Raw genomic sequence first — 16,218 nt, 5'->3', positions numbered from 1 at the left:
CTCCGCAGCGCGCCCTTATAGCATGACCGCATCCTCCCTGAACACGAGATGCGCCCCATGACCAAGACCTTCAAAATCGCCGCCATCCCCGGTGACGGCATCGGCAACGAAGTCCTCCCGGAAGGCATCCGCGTGGTCGAGGCCGCCGCGCGCAAGCACGGCCTGAACCTTGAGATCGAGTTCTTCGAGTGGGCCAGCTGCGACTACTACCTGGCCCACGGCAAGATGATGCCGGACGACTGGTTCGAACAGCTCAAGGGCTTCGACGCGCTGTTCTTCGGCGCCGTCGGCTGGCCGGACAAGGTCCCGGACCACATCTCGCTGTGGGGCTCGTTGCTCAAGTTCCGCCGCGACTTCGACCAGTACGTCAACATCCGCCCGGTGCGCCTGTTCCCCGGCGTACCTTGCCCCCTGGCGAACAAAAAGCCGGGCGACATCGACTTCGTGGTGATCCGCGAGAACACCGAGGGCGAATACTCGTCGCTGGGTGGGCGCATGTTCGAGAACACCGAAAACGAATTCGTCCTGCAGGAGTCGGTGTTCACCCGCCGCGGCGTCGACCGCATCCTCAAATACGCCTTCGAAGTGGCCCAGACCCGCGAACGCAAGCACGTCACCTCGGCCACCAAGTCCAACGGCATGGCCGTGAGCATGCCGTACTGGGACGAGCGCACCGCCGCCATGGCCGCGCACTACCCCGAGATCAGCTGGGACAAGCAGCACATCGACATCCTCTGCGCACGCTTCGTGCTGCAACCGGAACGTTTCGACGTGGTGGTGGCCTCCAACCTGTTCGGCGACATCCTCTCCGACCTCGGCCCGGCCTGCGCTGGCACCATCGGCATCGCGCCGTCGGCCAACCTCAACCCCGAGCGCAAGTTCCCGTCGCTGTTCGAGCCGGTGCATGGTTCGGCGCCAGATATCTACGGCAAGAACATCGCCAACCCGATCGCGATGATCTGGTCGGGTGCACTGATGCTCGAGTTCCTCGGCAAGGACGGCGATGACGCCCGCTACCAGGCCGCCCACGACGACATCCTCAAGGCCATCGAGACCGTGATCGCCAATGGCGACACCACCCGCGACATGGGCGGCAGCCGCTCGACCCAGGACGTGGGCAAGGCGATTGCCGAATTGCTCGGCGCTTAATCGATACACCGGGGCCGACGGTCAGGATTGTCTGACAGTCGGCTTGCGGTACGTAACAATTCAATGCACACTTCGTTAACCAAAAGATATATGTAAACCTTAGGTTAACAGAAAGCCACACGACACGGATTTCACCCAACGCCTGACTGACTCCAACTACAAAAAAAATGCCCCTGGAGACAATTGATGTCCCCCAACAATAAAAAGATTGATGTGTTCCTGATTGCCGTGAGCCTGGTTGCCGTGCTGCTCACCGTGATCGGCCTTGCCGCCTTCCCCGCACAAGCGGAAAACCTCGCCAACCAGCTGTTCGAAGTGGCCACCCGCACCTTCGGCACCAGCGTCCAGGTGCTGGTGTTCGGCAGCTCGCTGGCGGTGCTGTACCTGGCGTTCAGCAAGTACGGCAACATTCGCCTGGGTGCCGGCAAGCCGGAATACTCCACCACTACCTGGGTGTTCATGTTCATCTGCGCCGGCATGGGCTCCTCGACCCTCTACTGGGGCGTGATGGAGTGGGCCTACTACTACCAGACCCCCGGCCTGAACATCGCACCGATGTCGGCCCAGGCGCTGGAATACAGCGTCAGCTACTCGTTCTTCCACTGGGGTATCAGCGCCTGGTCGATCTATGCCCTGGCCTCGCTGGCCATGGCCTACCACTTCCACGTGCGCAAGAAGAGTGGCCTGAACCTGGCCTCGGTGATCGAGGCGGTGACCGGCTTCAAGGCCACCGGCCCGGTGGGCCGCGCGGTCGACCTGATCTTCCTGCTGACCATGATGGGCGCGCTGACCGTGTCGCTGGCGCTCACCGCCTCCACCCTCACCCGTGGCCTTGCTGACCTGGCCGGCACCCCCAACACCTTCACCGTGCAACTGCTGGTGATCGGTGCGGTGGCGCTGCTGTTCTCGCTGAGCTCGTACATCGGTATTGATGGTGGTTTGCAGCGCCTGTCGAAGATGGTCTGCGTCGGCGCCCTGCTGTTCGCCGCCATCGTGCTGCTGGTCGGCCCGACCCAGTTCACCCTGAACAACACCGCCAACTCCATCGGTCTGATGCTGCAGCATTACGTGCAGATGAGCCTGTTCACCGACCCGGCCGGCGACGGCGCCTTCACCCGTAACTGGACGGTGTTCTACTGGCTGTGGTGGGTCTCCTACGCCCCAGGCGTGGCGATGTTCGTCGCCCGTGTGTCGCGCGGCCGGTTGATCAAGGAAGTGGTGTTCGCCCTGCTGCTGGGTGGCAGCTTCGGTTGCTGGTTCTTCTTCGGTGCGCTGGAAAGCTACAGCATGCACCAGTTCATCAACGGCCAGATCGACGTACCCAAACTGCTCAGCACCCTGGGCGGCGAAGCAGCGGTGACCGACCTGCTGCTGGCCCTGCCGTGGGGCACGCTGTTCCTGGCGGCGTACCTGTTCATCATGGCGGTGTTCTGCGCCTCGCACATGGACGCCGCCGCCTACGCCGTGGCCGCCACCAGCACCCGCAACCTGCGTGAAGGCGAAGACCCAAGCCCGACCCTGCGCCTGTTCTGGTGCGTGGTGCTGACCCTGGTGCCGCTGGCCATGCTGTTCGCCAAGGCCTCGCTGTCGACCATGAAGACCGCCGTGGTCCTGACCGCGATCCCGTTCATGCTGATCCTGCTGGTGAAGATCTACGGCTTCTTCAAGTGGCTGGCGGCCGACTATGGCCAGGTGCCGGCGTACCGCATCGAGGAAGAGGCCACGCGCCTGGCCGGTGAAGAGCCGCAGGAGCAGGCGCCGCGTAGCGCCGCGGCGGTGCACTGACCCTTGTAGGAGCGCCCCGGCAAGGCCGCTCCTACACAGATCAACATCACGCAGCAGCACAAAAAATTTTGCACCACTTGTTAACCAACAGATACGCGTTAACCAATAAGAACCGAGATAAAGCCATGAACGATTTCAAACGCCTGCCCGCCGACTTCTGCGCCAACCCCGAGGAAGCCTTCACCCTGCCGGCCAAGTTCTACACCCAGGCCGCCGTGTTCGAGCATGAGAAGGAAGCGATCTTCGCCCGCAGCTGGATCTGCGTCGGCCACCGCAGCGAAGTGGCCGAGAAGAACGCCTACATCACCCGCCAGGTGATCGGCGAAAGCATCATCGTCGTGCGTGGCCGCGACGACGTGCTGCGCGCGTTCTACAACGTCTGCCCGCACCGCGGCCACCAACTGCTCGAAGGCAGCGGCAAGGCCAAGAACGTCATCACCTGCCCGTACCACGCCTGGACCTTCAAGCTCGACGGCGAGCTGGCCCACGCGCGCAACTGCGAGAACGTGGCCAACTTCGACAAGGACAACTCCACCCTGGTGCAGCTGCGGGTCGAAGAGTACGCAGGCTTCATCTTCATCAACATGGACAACGACGCAGGCTCGGTCGAAGACCAGCTGCCCGGCATGCAACAGCGCATGCGCGAAGCCTGCGCGGTGATCGACGACCTGCACCTGGCCGCGCGCTTCGTCAGCGACACCCCGGCCAACTGGAAGTCGATCGTCGACAACTACCTGGAGTGCTACCACTGCGCCCCGGCCCACCCGGGCTTCTCCGACTCGGTGGATGTCGGCCAGTACAGCCACAGCCTGCACGGCAACTGGACCCTGCAGTACGGCCTGGCCAAGCCTTCGGAGCAGTCGTTCACCTTCGACGAGTCGGTCAAGGACCCGTCCTTCGCCGGCTTCTGGGCCTGGCCGTGCACCATGTTCAACGTGCCGCCAGGGGCCAATTTCATGACCGTGATCTACGAGTTCCCGGTCGATGCCGAAACCACCCTGCAGCACTACGACATCTACTTCCTCAACAAGGACATCACCGAGGAGCAGCAGAAGCTGATCGACTGGTACCGCGAAGTGTTCCGCCCCGAGGACCTGCGCCTGGTCGAAAGCGTGCAGAAGGGCCTCAAGTCCCGTGGCTACCGTGGCCAGGGCCGGATCATGGTCGACGCGCAGCGCAGCGGCGTGAGCGAGCATGGCATCGCTCACTTCCACAACCTGATCGCCGTCGCCCACCTGGACGACTGACCACACCGTTAGGCTCGCCCCGCGCCAGGCCTGGCGCGGGGCTTCGTTGTCGAGGTATGCCATGGCCAAGCAATACGAAATGTTCAAGGTGCGCGTGACTGGCGTCGAGCAGGCCACACCGCAGATCAAGCGCTTCACCCTGGCCCGCACCGACGGCGCCGCCCTGCCTGCGTTCACCGGCGGCAGCCATGTGATCGTGCAGATGCAGTCGGCCTGCGGCGGCCAGTTCAGCAACGCCTACTCGCTGATGAGCGACCCGCGCGCGCTGGCCAGCTACCAGATCGGCGTGCGCCTCGAAGAGCAGTCCAAGGGTGGCTCGGCCTTCATGCACCAGCAGGTCGAGGTGGGCAGCGAGTTGACCATCTCCACCCCCAACAACCTGTTCGCCCTCGACCCCAGCGCCGGCCGGCATGTGCTGATCGCCGGCGGCATCGGCATCACCCCCTTCCTGGCGCAGTTGCACGAACTCGAGGGCGGCACTACCCCTTACGAGCTGCACTACGCCTTCCGCGCCCCGGAGCACGGCGCCTTCCAGGGTGACCTGGAAAACGGCCCGCATGCCGGCAACACGCGGTTCTACATCGACAGCCTGGGCCGCAAGCTCGACCTCGCAGGCCTGTGCGCGAGCCTTGCCGACGATGCCCACCTGTACGTGTGCGGGCCCAAGCCACTGATCGACGCGGTGATCGCTACCGCTGCCGCCGCTGGCATCGCCCAATCCCGTGTGCACTGGGAGCAGTTCGCCGCCGCAGCGCCAGCCACCGGCGCCGCCTTCACCGTGGTGCTGGCCCGTTCCGGCACCGAGCTGGCCGTGGAGGAAGGCATGACCATCCTCCAGGCCATCGAGAAATCCAAGGCCGCCAAGGTCGAGTGCCTGTGCCGCGAAGGCGTGTGCGGTACCTGTGAAACCGCGATCCTCGAAGGCGAAGCGGAGCACTTCGACCAGTACCTGAGCGATGAGGAAAAGGCTGCGCAGCAGACCATGATGCTGTGCGTGTCCCGGGCCAGGTCGGCGCGGATCGTGCTGGACCTCTGAAGCACCGCACGCCTGTAGGAGCGGCCTTGTGCCGCGATAGGGCCGCAAAGCGGCCCCAGCAGTGGGTGTATCGACACTGTGTCTTGGGGCCGCTACGCGCCCCTTTCGCGGCACAAGGCCGCTCCTACAGGCGATCGTGCAGGTTTGCTTTACGCGGAACTCCCGCCCCCGCCACCGCTCTTAACAACATGCAGTAACTCCCTGGTCACTACCTTCGCGGAGGACTCACCATGCGCCACTTACTGCTTGTTCCATCGCTGCTGCTCCTGCTCCCTGCCGGGGCCGCCCTGGCCCGGGTCGATGCCGGCGACGTCGCCACCTCGGCGGGGATTTCCGCTTCGCTGTACTCGACCTTCAAGGACGACAAGCGGGTCATCCCCGCCCGCGACGAGCTGACCGCGTTCATCGCCAGTGGCGGCGCGATCCGCGGCGCCTACCTCGAATCGGCGTTGCAGCAGGCTCGCCAGGCCAATCCCGGCCTGCAAGCCAGCGACGAGGAACTGGCCCAGGCGCTGCTGTCGCAACCCGACCCGCTGGCCGATCACTGAGCCAGCTCTGCAGGGGCCGCCCAGCGGCCCCTGGTTCATTACACCTGTTGCCGCCACTGGCCGGGGCTCATGCCGGTCTTGCGGCGGAACACCCGCGCCAGCGCCGAAGGGCTCTGGTAACCCACCTCGTCCGCCACCAGTGCCAGAGGCCGGCCGTCGCGGATGCGTTTTTGCGCCAGGGCGATGCGCCAGCCGGCCAGGTAGTCACCCGGCGTATCGCCTACCACTGCCTTGAAATGCGCGGCAAAACCCGCCCGTGACATGCCGGCCAGCGCCGCCAGCGCCTGCACCGACCAGTCCAGCGCCGGGGCCTCGTGCAGGGCAACCAGCGCACGGGCCAGGCGCTTGTCGGCCAGCCCCGCGAGCATCCCCGAAGTCACGCCCTGGCTGCCCAGCAGATCGCGCAGCAATTGAATCACCAGCAGTTCGAACAGGCGGTTGAGTACCAGCCCTTTGCCGCACTCATCGCCCAAGGTCTCGGCGAACAGCCACTCGCACAGCGCCCGCACCTGGGGCAGGTCGCGCAAGGGGCTGACCAGCACGTCCGGCAGCGCGCGGGTGAGCGGGTTGTCCGGGCCGCCGGTGAACGCCAACGTGGCGCACACCAGGTCGGCGCCGTCGCTTTCGCCAGCGCTCAACTCATGCGCCCGTGGGCGAATCATCAGGATCAGGCTGGGCTCGTCCAGCACCCGTGGCGGCCCCAGGCCATCGCGCAGGCGCAGGCTGCCGGCGCGCAGCAGGTGGACATGGCCGACCGGTTGGCTGCCATCAACCTGGTCGATGCCGCAAAAGCTACCTTGGTGGAAGGTCGAGGCGGTGAAGGCAAACTGGTCGAGCAAGGTGGCGAGGCGGTCCATACAGATTCCAGTCTTAGACGATCAGTCGCACAAACTGGACGATCAGAACCCGAAAGGCAATGCCCGTTGGATAACCTGTGCCCAGTTCGATCAACAACCCCCACCGCACAGGAGCAACACCATGAGCCGTATCACCGCCCTCACCCTCGACCAGGCACCTGCCGCCACCCGCCCGGCACTGCAGAACATCGAGAAAGGCCTGGGCTTCCTGCCCAACACCTTTGCCACCCTCGCCCACTCGCCGGCCGCGCTCAATGGCTACCTGGCACTGGCCCAGGCCCTGGGCCGCGACGGCCTGACCGCGGTCGAACGCGAAGTGGTTGCGCTGGCGACGTCCGAAGTCAACGGCTGTGACTACTGCGTCGCCGCCCATCGCTATTTCGGCGGCAAGGCGGGCTTGAGTGCCGACGAGGTGCTGGCCGCCCGTGCGGGTACCTTGAACGCAGTGGCCAAGCTGGCCCGTTCGGTCACCCTGCAACGGGGCCTGGTGCCCGACGAGGTGCTGACCGAGGCGCGCGACGCAGGCCTGGACGACGGGCGCATCGTCGATGTGATCGCCCAGGTCACCCTGCTGACCCTGACCAACTACCTGAACAACGTCGCCCGCACCGAGGTCGACTTCCCGCCCCGCACCGCCTGAGTTGCCGCGCGCCGCTGCAAGGCGGCGCGCCACCTGCGCCCGGCAACCGATGCCCAGCGTGTCCATCACGGCTTTTTCCTGGGGCAAAGCCCTCCTACAATCAGGCCCTGGAATCAACCACAGGCCAGCCCCATGCCCGACAACCTGTTCAGCACCCTGCCCGCCCTCGACCCTCAGGCCAACGAGCAGTTCGACGACCTGCTACGCCGCCCTGGCCTGCGTATCGAGCGCATCGTCTCCAGCGGCCAGGCCAGCCCGCCGGGCCATTGGTACGACCAGGAAGAAGGCGAATGGGTGGCGCTGCTCAGCGGCAGCGCCGGGCTGCGCCTGGAGCACGAGCCCGAAACTCGCGTGTTGCGCCCAGGCGATCACCTCAATATCCCGCCCCATTGCCGGCATCGGGTGGAGTGGACCGAAGCCGGCGTGGCCACGGTGTGGCTGGCAGTGTTCTATCGCACCTGAGCCAGCGCCGTAGAACCCGGCACGGCTTGCAGCCGGTAGAAGCGCCACGGCAGCACCAGCGCCGCGACCGTCAGGCCACTGGCGAAGCCCACCCACACCCCCACCGCGCCCAGCGAGGAATGGAACGCCAGCCAGTAGCTCAGCGGCAACGCCAGCAACCAATAGCTGACCAAGGTGACGCCCACCGGCCAGCGGTAGTCCTGCAACCCGCGCAGCGCACCCAGCGCTGTGGATTGCAGGCCGTCGGCCACCTGCATCGCCGCGACCACCACGAACATCGGCACGGCGATGGCGATCACTTGCGGGTCGTCGCTCATGGCCTCGGCGATGCGCCGGCCGAACAACGCCAGTACCACCGTGGCCAGGCACATCCACGCGGTGACGCTGATGAAGGTGGCGCTGCCGATGGCGCGGATACGTGCCGTTTCGCCACGGCCCTGGGCCTGGCTGATGCGAATGCTCACCGCCGCCGCCATGCCCAGCGGCAGCATGTACAGCAACGAACCGATCGAATGCACCACCTGGTTGGCCGCCAACGCGGCATTGCCCAGCCAGCCCAGCATCCAGGCGGCGATCACCACTGCGCCGGCCTCGGCCAGGTAGCCCAGGCCCACCGGCCAGCCCTCGGCCAGCAATGTGCGCCGCCGCAGGCGCGGCCCGCCGGCAGCCTGGCGATAGCGCGCCAACGACGGCGCCAGCCGCCAATAGGCCAGGGCCAGCAGCACCGCCAGCGACTCGGCGATCACGCTGGCGATACCGGCACCGAGCAGGCCCAGCGTCGGCAGGCCGAAGTAGCCGTGGATCAGGCCATAACTCAGGGGAATGTTGAACAGCACTGCGCTCATCACCAGCAGCACCGCCACCCACGGGCGGCCGATGGCTTCCAGCACGTCCTTGAACACCACGGCCAGGCAGTAGGGGATGAGAAACACCGCCATGGCCTGCCAGTAGGGTGTCAGCAGCGCAATGTCCGGCAACGGTACCCCGAACCATTGCAAGGTCGGCAAGGCGCCGAGCATCGCCAGGCAGCCCAGGCTGCCGACCAGCAGCCCGTAGCCAAGGCCTGCGCGCAGCGTGCGCGCCACCGCAGCCGAGTCGTCGGCGCCGAAGGCATGGGCCACGCGCACGCTGAGGGTGGCGAGCATGCCGTAGAGCCCGGCATGGAAGATCAGCCCGGCGCTGCTGGTCAGCGCCACGCAAGCGAGTACCACGGTGCCGAGCGAAGCCAGCAACACAGTGTCGGTCAGGCTGATCAGCTCGGCGGCGGACAGGCCCAGCACCAGTGGCAAGGCCAGGCGCAGCAAGCCTGGTAGCTCCGCCAGCCAGGCAATCTGGGGCCGTGTTACAGAACTCACGGTAAGTATCTCCAATTGACATACGCCGCGTATGTTAATGCCATTCATTGACATACGCAACGTATGCTAATTTACGCGCCGTCGTCCTTTGCCTGGAGTTCCCCATGCCCACCCCTCGCCGCAGCCGCGCCGCCATGAGCGCGGACACCACCGAACGGCTGATCGCCGTCGCCCGCCGGCAATTCACCGAGAAAGGGTTCAATGCCGTGGTCATGGACGAGCTATGTGCCGAGGTCGACCTTACCCGGGGCGCCCTGCACCACCACTTCGGTGGCAAGGCGGGGTTATTCACTGCGGTGGTGCAGAGCCTGCTCGATGAGATCAACCAGGCGCTGGATGTGCGCTATGCCACGCATCACGACCCTTTGGAGGCGTATATCGACACCTGCCTGCATTACTACGACCTGCTCAAGGACCCGGCCTTGCGCCGTATCCTGCTGCAGGACGCGCCGGCGGTGCTTGGCCTGCGTTTGCGCGAGCTGGAAGAGGCCAGCTATATCGGGCCCATGGCCCAGGGGCTGGTGGAATTGCAGGAGGCTGGCCGGTTGCGGGCGTTCGACGCGGTGGCCATGGCGCACCTGATCAATGGGGCGATGGGGGATACCGGGATCTGGGTGGTCGCGCAGGATGATCCGCAGCAGGCGGCGGAGCGGGTGAAGGGGGCGTTGCGGTGTTTGCTGGAGGGGTTGCAGTGTTGAGGGCGATGGAGCGGCCTTTGCGCGTTATGGCTGCCAGGTGCTTGCCGGTGTTTTTGTAGCGCTCTCAAGATCGAGCGCCNCTGGAAGAGGCCAGCTATATCGGGCCCATGGCCCAGGGGCTGGTGGAATTGCAGGAGGCTGGCCGGTTGCGGGCGTTCGACGCGGTGGCCATGGCGCACCTGATCAATGGGGCGATGGGGGATACCGGGATCTGGGTGGTCGCGCAGGATGATCCGCAGCAGGCGGCGGAGCGGGTGAAGGGGGCGTTGCGGTGTTTGCTGGAGGGGTTGCAGTGTTGAGGGCGATGGAGCGGCCTTTGCGCGTTATGGCTGCCAGGTGCTTGCCGGTGTTTTTGTAGCGCTCTCAAGATCGAGCGCCAAAAAATCACCGACAGGCACCTGGTGGCCCTAACACGGTGACAGCCTCTAAACCCCACACCAACACCCTTTTCCCCACACGATCTAAGCTTTTAGCAACAACCACCCCCTCCCCACCCTGCGACAATCAGCCCCACCAACAAATGTACTAACTTGTTAATTAGCTTGCTAAGAGCTTAAACTGCGCGGCATTCCACCCCCGAGACTCCTGGCATGAAAGACACCCCCCGCGCCTCCGGCGCCTCACGCATCCTCCTGATCGGCCTGGGCAGCATCGTCGCCCTGCTCGGCCTGCTGCTGGCCGCTGGCGGCATCAAGCTCGCCGGCCTGGGCGGCTCCTGGTACTTCCTGCTCGGCGGCCTGGCCATGGCCATCGCCGGCCTGCTCATCGCCCGCCGCAAACCCGCCGGCGCCTGGCTGTACGCCGCCTTCCTGCTCGGCACGCTGATCTGGGCGGTGGCCGATGCCGGCCTCACGTTCTGGCCCCTGTTCTCGCGCCTGTTCATGTTCGCCGCCATCGGCCTGGCAGTGGCGCTGGTCTACCCGCAACTGGTGCAGCGCAAGGCACGCGGTGCCTACGGCGTTGCCGGCGTGATGGCCGTGGCGCTGGTAATCGCCGCCGGCAACATGTTCGTCGCCCACCCCAGCGTCGCCCCCACCGGCAATGGCCCGGGCCTGACCCCGGTCGAGCCCGGCCAACAGCAGAAAGACTGGGCCCACTACGGCAACACCGAGGGCGGCAGCCGCTTCGCCGCGCTGGACCAGATCAACCGTGGCAACGTCGACAAGCTCCAGGTGGCCTGGACCTACCACACCGGTGACGTCGCCCTCAGCGACGGCAACGGCGCCGAAGACCAGCTGACCCCGCTGCAGGTTGGCAACAAGGTGTTCATCTGCACCCCGCACAACAACCTGATCGCCCTCGACGCCGACACCGGCAAGGAACTGTGGAAGAACGCGATCAACGCCCAGTCCAAGGTCTGGCAGCGTTGCCGTGGCATGGCCTACTTCGACGCCAGCGCGCCCGTTGCCCAGCCCACCCAGCCGAACAGCTCGCCGATCACCGTGGCCAACGTGCCGGCCGGCGCCAACTGCCAGCGTCGCCTGCTGACCAACACCATCGACGGCCGCCTGATCGCAGTGGACGCCGATACCGGCGCCTTCTGCCAGGGCTTCGGCAACAACGGCCAGGTCGACCTCAAGGCCGGCCTTGGCGCTGTGCCCGACTCCTACTACCAGCTGTCCTCCGCGCCGTTGATGGCTGGCACCACCGTGGTGGTCGGCGGCCGCGTCGCCGACAACGTCCAGACCGACATGCCAGGCGGCGTGATCCGCGGCTTCGACGTCTACACCGGGGCAATGCGCTGGGCCTTCGACCCGGGCAACCCTGAAGACCGCAATGCCCCGCAGGGCGACAGCACCTACGTGCGCAGCACCCCCAACAGCTGGGCGCCGATGTCCTACGACCCGGCGATGAACACCCTGTTCCTGCCGATGGGTTCGTCCTCCACCGACATCTATGGTGTCGAGCGCAGCACGCTGGACCACACCTACGGCGCTTCGGTGCTGGCCCTGGACGCCACCACCGGCAACCAGAAATGGGTGTACCAGACCGTGCACAACGACCTGTGGGACTTCGACCTGCCGATGCAGCCGAGCCTGATCGATTTCACCAAGGACGACGGGCAAACCGTTCCCGCCGTGGTGATCGGCACCAAGGCCGGGCAGATCTTCGTGCTCGACCGCGCCACTGGCCAGCCACTGACCCAGGTCGACGAAGTACCGGTCAAGCCCAGCAACATCCCCAACGAGCCGTACTCGCCGACCCAACCGAAATCCGTAGGCATGCCGCAGATCGGCGCGCAGACCCTGACCGAGTCGGACATGTGGGGTGCCACCCCGTTCGACCAACTGCTGTGCCGCATCGACTTCAAGAAGATGCGCTATGACGGCCTGTACACTGCGCCCGGCACCGACTTGTCGCTGAGCTTCCCAGGTTCGCTCGGTGGCATGAACTGGGGCAGCCTCTCGACTGACCCGGTGCACGGCTTCATCTTCGTCAACGACATGCGCCTGGGCCTGTGGATTCAGATGATTCCGTCGCAGAACACCGGTAAGGCAGCAGGTGGTGGCGAAGCGCTGAACACCGGCATGGGCGCCGTACCGCTCAAGGGCACCCCCTATGCGGTGAACAAGAACCGCTTCCTGTCGGTAGCCGGCATCCCCTGCCAGGCACCGCCGTTCGGCACCCTGACCGCGATCGACATGAAGACCCGCCAGGTGGCCTGGCAGGTGCCAGTGGGTACCGTCGAAGACACCGGCCCACTGGGTATCCGCATGCATCTGCCGATCAAGATCGGCCTGCCGACCCTCGGCGGCACCCTGTCCACTCAAGGCGGCCTGGTGTTCATCGCCGGCACCCAGGACTTCTACCTGCGCGCCTATGACAGCAGCAACGGCAGCGAAATCTGGAAAGCCCGCCTGCCGGTGGGCAGCCAGGGTGGCCCGATGACCTACGTGTCGCCCAAGACCGGCAAGCAGTACGTGGTGGTCACCGCGGGCGGCGCGCGCCAGTCGACCGACCGTGGCGACTATGTGATTTCGTACGCCCTGCCGTAAGCCACTGACGCCATCGCGGGGCAAGCCCGCTCCCACGCTGACCGTGGGAGCGGGCTTGCCCCGCGATGGTTTCCACCCGATTTCAGGAATACCCGCAATGCGATCCACCCTTCGCCACACCCCTACTGCCCTGCTGCTGGCCCTGGCCAGCACCACTGCCCTCGCCGACAGCGACCTGCTCACCCGCAACACCCTGACCGGCGACTGGGGCGGCCTGCGCCACCAGCTCGAAGCAGACGGCGTCAAGTTCAGCGGCGATTACAGCGGTGAAACCGCCTACAACGCCCACGGCGGCCTGCACCGCTCGGCGCGTTATTCGCAAAACCTCAAGCTCGGCGTGCAATTCGACCTGGCGAAGCTGTATGGCCTGGACGGCAAGGTCCAGCTGACCATCAACGACCGCCGCGGCAACAGCGCCTCGGAGGACCTGGTGGGCAACCGCCTGCCGATCCAGGAAAACTACGGCGGCCTCTACACCCGCCTGACCGAGCTGAGCTACGAGCGCAATTTCACCACGGCGCTCAACGTCAAGCTCGGCTACATGGCCATGGGCAACGACCTCGGCGGCCTGGACAGCGGCATCCTGTGCAACTTCATGAACGCCGGGTTCTGCGGGCACCCACTGAACATGTCAGGCGGCAGTGGCTGGACCAACTACCCCAACGCTCACTTGGGCGCACGCGTGAAGTACGACCTGTCGCCCGCCTGGCAGCTGCGCGTGGCCGCGTTCAACGTCGACCCCGAAAGCAATGGCAACTCCAGCCGCGCCTGGCACCTGGGGCCCAAGCACACCACCGGCACGGTGGTCCCGGTGGAGCTGGTGTACAAGCTGCAGGGCGAGCTGCCGGGCGAGTACAAGCTGGGCTACTACTACGACAGCTCCGATGTGAAGCGCATCGGGAGCAGCAAGGAGGTGTCCGGGCGCAGTGGCCACTACCTGCTGATCGACCAGGCCGTGTGGAGCGACCCCACTTCGCCGGGGCGCAGCCTGCATGCCTTCGGCCAGTACTCGGCGTCGAGCAAGGCGGCCTCGCCTTTCACCAAGTGGTATGGCGCCGGTGTGGTGCTGTACAAGCCGTTCGAAGGCCGTCCGCGCGACACCGTGGCGCTGGGCTATGGCCGCGCCGTGCCCAACCCGCGCAGCCGGGATGTGCTGGAGGATGCCGCGTTCGACGCAGGCCAAGGTTTCCCCAACCTGGACAGCGCCGAGCAGCTGATCGAACTGAGCTATGGCTACCAGGCCACGCCGTGGCTGAACCTGCGCCCGGATGTGCAGTACATCGTCGAACCGGGGGCGTTTTCCGGGAAGGCGATTGATAACGCCTTGGTGGTCGGGCTTCAGGTCAAGGCGACCTTCTGACCCATAGGGCCGCTGCGCGGCCCTGGCCGGCTTGCGCATTCTCTGTAGGAGCGGCCTTGCCGGGGCGCCGGACCGGCCGGAAAGGGGTGCGCAGCGCCCCCAGGATCTCGATTACACCTCAAGATCGCCGGGGCCGCTTTGCGGCCCTTTCGCGGCACAAGGCCGCTCCTACAAAAAACTGTGCAAGACAGTTACTCCCACAAGGGCCAGCCTTATCATGCCTGCCTGAGGTGCTCCACCAGCCGCAGCAACATTGCATCGCACCCCTGCAACTGCTCGACACTGACGAACTCGTCCGGCTTGTGCCCCTGCTCCATGCTGCCCGGCCCGCACACGACTGTCGGGATGCCCGCCTCATCGAACAACCCGCCTTCGGTGCCAAATGCCACCGTGCCGAAATCGTTCGAGCCACTGAGCAATGCCACCAGTTGCGCCGCTTCGCTATCGGCCGGCGTGGCCAGCCCAGGGTAGGCGCTCAGCGGCCGCAAGCGAATATCACTGCCCGCGTTGACCGCGCGCATCCGCGGCAGCAGCTCGGCCTCGGCGAAGGTCTGCAAGCGATCGGCCACGGTATCGGCGGCAAAGCCTGGCAAGGCGCGCACCTCGAAGTCGAACTCGCATTCCTCGGGCACGATGTTCAGCGCCCTGCCGCCTTTGATCACGCCCGTCTGCACCGTCGAGAACGGCGGATCGAAGCGCTCGTCGTGATGCTCGGGGCGTGCCAGTTCGTCACCGATCTCGCCCAGCTTGCCGATCAACCGCGCCGCGTACTCGATGGCGTTGACACCATAGGGCGCATAGGCCGAATGGCAGGCCGCGCCATGCACCTGGCAGCGCATGGCCAGCTTGCCCTTGTGGCCGAGCACGGGCTTGAGTTCGGTCGGTTCGCCGATCAGGCACAGCCTTGGTTTGTGTGGCCGCTGCTGCAGCGCCTCGAGCATCGAACGCACACCCAGGCAGCCGACCTCTTCGTCATAGGAGAACGCCAGGTGCACCGGCAGCTTCAACGGTTGCGCGAGGAACGCGGGGACTGCCGCCAGCACCGAGGCGATAAAGCCCTTCATGTCGGCCGTACCGCGTCCATACAGCCGGCCATCACGCTCGGTCAGCTGAAACGGCTCGACGGTCCACGCCTGGCCGTCCACCGGCACCACGTCGGTATGCCCGGACAGCACCACGCCACCGCGATCGGTCGGGCCGATGGTGGCGAACAGGTTGGCCTTGGTGCCTTCCTCGTTGAGGAACAGCTCGCTGTCGACCCCCAACCCGGCCAGGTAGTCACGGATGAAACCGATCAACCCCAGGTTCGAGTCACGGCTGACAGTGGCGAACCCCACCAGCCGCTCCAGCAACGCGCGGCTGGACAGATCATTCATCGCCCGGCACCCCATAGCTCGGCGCGGCGGTGGGGTTGAGCGCGCGGGTCACGTAGTCCTGCATCTGCGGGCGATAGGCCTGCCACAACCCGTCCAGCTCGCCGATCGGATCGTGTTCGGCCCAATCCACGCGCAGGTCCACCAACGGCCAGGTCAGCTCACCGGCGATTTTCAGCGCCGCCGAATGCACCGGCCCCGCTTCGCCGCCGGCTGCCATGGCCGCATGCATCGCTGCCAGCAGGCGGTCGGCCAGGTGGCCGTCAGCCTGCTCGAAGGCCGTAACCATGGCTTCGATTACCGCCTGCGAGGTCAACAGGTTGCCCGCCGCCGCGCATTGCTCGCCGGCCACGGCGTTGTGCACACCCAAGGCCTCTTTGCCGGTGAACAGCGCCACCTGGCCGTGGCTGTCGATCACCGTGACCTGGCGGTACTCGCTCCAGCCATTGGCGCTGAGCACCCGGTCCAGCGCCGCCGCCGGCGGCAGCTGGCCCTGCTCCAGGGCATCGAGGATCTGCGGGCCAAGGGCCGGCAGGGTGATGTTCTGGGTCGAGACCGCGCCAACGCCTGCGCGCACCCAGGGGCAACGGGCGCCCACGGCGATGCTCGACGAACTGATGGCGATGCCGACTTGGCCGGTGTCCTGGCAGCGGCCGATGATGGAGAAGGTCATGGTGCAGCTCCTGTCTGGGAATGCCTGCATTCTCGGCAA

15 protein-coding genes are annotated in these 16,218 nt (G+C 65.8%); 11 read left to right on the top strand and 4 right to left on the bottom strand.

All coding sequences use genetic code 11. The features are described 5' to 3' along the window. The first annotated feature begins 57 nt into the window (after positions 1–57). From IX761_RS23950 to IX761_RS23930, 5 genes are all read left to right on the top strand, one after another. Positions 58–1,149 (top strand): tartrate dehydrogenase, encoded by a 1,092-nt coding sequence (locus IX761_RS23950; protein WP_194791980.1) that lies wholly within the window; start codon positions 58–60, stop codon positions 1,147–1,149. A 186-nt stretch (positions 1,150–1,335) separates the two neighbouring features. Further along, positions 1,336–2,934 carry a BCCT family transporter gene (locus IX761_RS23945; protein WP_194791979.1) on the top strand — a complete coding sequence of 533 codons (1,599 nt, stop codon included), beginning with the start codon at positions 1,336–1,338 and terminating at the stop codon, positions 2,932–2,934. Positions 2,935–3,059: 125 nt separating this feature from the next. Then, positions 3,060–4,181: an aromatic ring-hydroxylating oxygenase subunit alpha gene (locus IX761_RS23940; protein ID WP_194791978.1), complete on the top strand. Its 1,122-nt coding sequence runs from the start codon at positions 3,060–3,062 to the stop codon at positions 4,179–4,181. Positions 4,182–4,242: 61 nt separating this feature from the next. After that, complete coding sequence (locus IX761_RS23935) at positions 4,243–5,217, top strand: PDR/VanB family oxidoreductase (RefSeq protein ID WP_194791977.1); 975 nt, start codon at positions 4,243–4,245, stop codon at positions 5,215–5,217. Positions 5,218–5,447: 230 nt separating this feature from the next. Next, positions 5,448–5,765 carry a DUF2388 domain-containing protein gene (locus IX761_RS23930; RefSeq protein WP_194791976.1) on the top strand — a complete coding sequence of 106 codons (318 nt, stop codon included), beginning with the start codon at positions 5,448–5,450 and terminating at the stop codon, positions 5,763–5,765. Positions 5,766–5,803: 38 nt separating this feature from the next. On the opposite strand, the gene IX761_RS23925 is transcribed toward IX761_RS23930, so the two are convergent. After that, entirely contained in the window at positions 5,804–6,622 is an 819-nt protein-coding gene (locus tag IX761_RS23925; protein ID WP_194791975.1) for an AraC family transcriptional regulator, read from the bottom strand. A 121-nt stretch (positions 6,623–6,743) separates the two neighbouring features. On the opposite strand from IX761_RS23925, the gene IX761_RS23920 reads away from it, so the two are divergent. Continuing rightward, entirely contained in the window at positions 6,744–7,262 is a 519-nt protein-coding gene (locus IX761_RS23920) for a carboxymuconolactone decarboxylase family protein (RefSeq protein WP_194791974.1), read from the top strand. Positions 7,263–7,394: 132 nt separating this feature from the next. Next, a complete protein-coding gene (locus IX761_RS23915) occupies positions 7,395–7,724 on the top strand; it encodes a cupin domain-containing protein (RefSeq protein ID WP_194791973.1) in 330 nt (109 codons plus the stop codon). Here IX761_RS23915 and IX761_RS23910 read toward each other — a convergent pair. Beyond that, positions 7,712–9,079 (bottom strand): MATE family efflux transporter, encoded by a 1,368-nt coding sequence (locus IX761_RS23910; RefSeq protein WP_194791972.1) that lies wholly within the window; start codon positions 9,077–9,079, stop codon positions 7,712–7,714. The two genes, IX761_RS23915 and IX761_RS23910, sit on opposite strands and share 13 nt — an antisense overlap. A 104-nt stretch (positions 9,080–9,183) precedes the next feature. On the opposite strand from IX761_RS23910, the gene IX761_RS23905 reads away from it, so the two are divergent. From IX761_RS23905 to IX761_RS23890, 4 genes are all read left to right on the top strand, one after another. After that, positions 9,184–9,777 carry a TetR/AcrR family transcriptional regulator gene (locus tag IX761_RS23905; RefSeq protein WP_194791971.1) on the top strand — a complete coding sequence of 198 codons (594 nt, stop codon included), beginning with the start codon at positions 9,184–9,186 and terminating at the stop codon, positions 9,775–9,777. 80 nt (positions 9,778–9,857) lie between these two features. Next, positions 9,858–10,076, top strand: coding sequence for a hypothetical protein (locus tag IX761_RS23900; protein ID WP_323744603.1), 219 nt, complete (start codon positions 9,858–9,860; stop codon positions 10,074–10,076). A 291-nt stretch (positions 10,077–10,367) separates the two neighbouring features. Next, a complete protein-coding gene (locus IX761_RS23895) occupies positions 10,368–12,773 on the top strand; it encodes a glucose/quinate/shikimate family membrane-bound PQQ-dependent dehydrogenase (RefSeq protein ID WP_194791969.1) in 2,406 nt (801 codons plus the stop codon). Positions 12,774–12,870: 97 nt separating this feature from the next. Next, on the top strand, positions 12,871–14,133 hold the full coding sequence (locus tag IX761_RS23890) for a carbohydrate porin (protein ID WP_194791968.1): 1,263 nt from the start codon (positions 12,871–12,873) through the stop codon (positions 14,131–14,133). Between the two features lie 215 nt (positions 14,134–14,348). Here the strand turns inward: IX761_RS23890 and argE are convergent, their stop codons facing one another. After that, positions 14,349–15,509: an acetylornithine deacetylase gene (argE, locus tag IX761_RS23885; protein WP_194791967.1), complete on the bottom strand. Its 1,161-nt coding sequence runs from the start codon at positions 15,507–15,509 to the stop codon at positions 14,349–14,351. Further along, a complete protein-coding gene (locus IX761_RS23880) occupies positions 15,502–16,179 on the bottom strand; it encodes a DUF1028 domain-containing protein (protein WP_194791966.1) in 678 nt (225 codons plus the stop codon). The genes argE and IX761_RS23880 overlap by 8 nt, the downstream gene beginning before the upstream one ends. Positions 16,180–16,218 lie beyond the last annotated feature (39 nt).

It is taken from the genome of Pseudomonas sp. UFMG81 (assembly GCF_015354575.1).
Lineage (GTDB): Bacteria > Pseudomonadota > Gammaproteobacteria > Pseudomonadales > Pseudomonadaceae > Aquipseudomonas.
The sequence above is the reverse complement of the archived record's forward strand: the minus strand, read 5'-3'. Positions and strand labels throughout refer to the sequence as shown.

Excerpts from the sequence above, each read along its gene's own strand:
- IX761_RS23950 (WP_194791980.1), top strand. The coding sequence starts at position 58 with ATGACCAAGACCTTCAAAATCGCCGCCATCCCCGGTGACGGCATCGGC.
- IX761_RS23945 (WP_194791979.1), top strand. The coding sequence starts at position 1,336 with ATGTCCCCCAACAATAAAAAGATTGATGTGTTCCTGATTGCCGTGAGC.
- IX761_RS23940 (WP_194791978.1), top strand. The coding sequence starts at position 3,060 with ATGAACGATTTCAAACGCCTGCCCGCCGACTTCTGCGCCAACCCCGAG.
- IX761_RS23935 (WP_194791977.1), top strand. The coding sequence starts at position 4,243 with ATGGCCAAGCAATACGAAATGTTCAAGGTGCGCGTGACTGGCGTCGAG.
- IX761_RS23930 (WP_194791976.1), top strand. The coding sequence starts at position 5,448 with ATGCGCCACTTACTGCTTGTTCCATCGCTGCTGCTCCTGCTCCCTGCC.
- IX761_RS23925 (WP_194791975.1), bottom strand. The coding sequence starts at position 6,622 with ATGGACCGCCTCGCCACCTTGCTCGACCAGTTTGCCTTCACCGCCTCG.
- IX761_RS23920 (WP_194791974.1), top strand. The coding sequence starts at position 6,744 with ATGAGCCGTATCACCGCCCTCACCCTCGACCAGGCACCTGCCGCCACC.
- IX761_RS23915 (WP_194791973.1), top strand. The coding sequence starts at position 7,395 with ATGCCCGACAACCTGTTCAGCACCCTGCCCGCCCTCGACCCTCAGGCC.
- IX761_RS23905 (WP_194791971.1), top strand. The coding sequence starts at position 9,184 with ATGCCCACCCCTCGCCGCAGCCGCGCCGCCATGAGCGCGGACACCACC.
- IX761_RS23895 (WP_194791969.1), top strand. The coding sequence starts at position 10,368 with ATGAAAGACACCCCCCGCGCCTCCGGCGCCTCACGCATCCTCCTGATC.
- IX761_RS23890 (WP_194791968.1), top strand. The coding sequence starts at position 12,871 with ATGCGATCCACCCTTCGCCACACCCCTACTGCCCTGCTGCTGGCCCTG.
- argE (WP_194791967.1), bottom strand. The coding sequence starts at position 15,509 with ATGAATGATCTGTCCAGCCGCGCGTTGCTGGAGCGGCTGGTGGGGTTC.
- IX761_RS23880 (WP_194791966.1), bottom strand. The coding sequence starts at position 16,179 with ATGACCTTCTCCATCATCGGCCGCTGCCAGGACACCGGCCAAGTCGGC.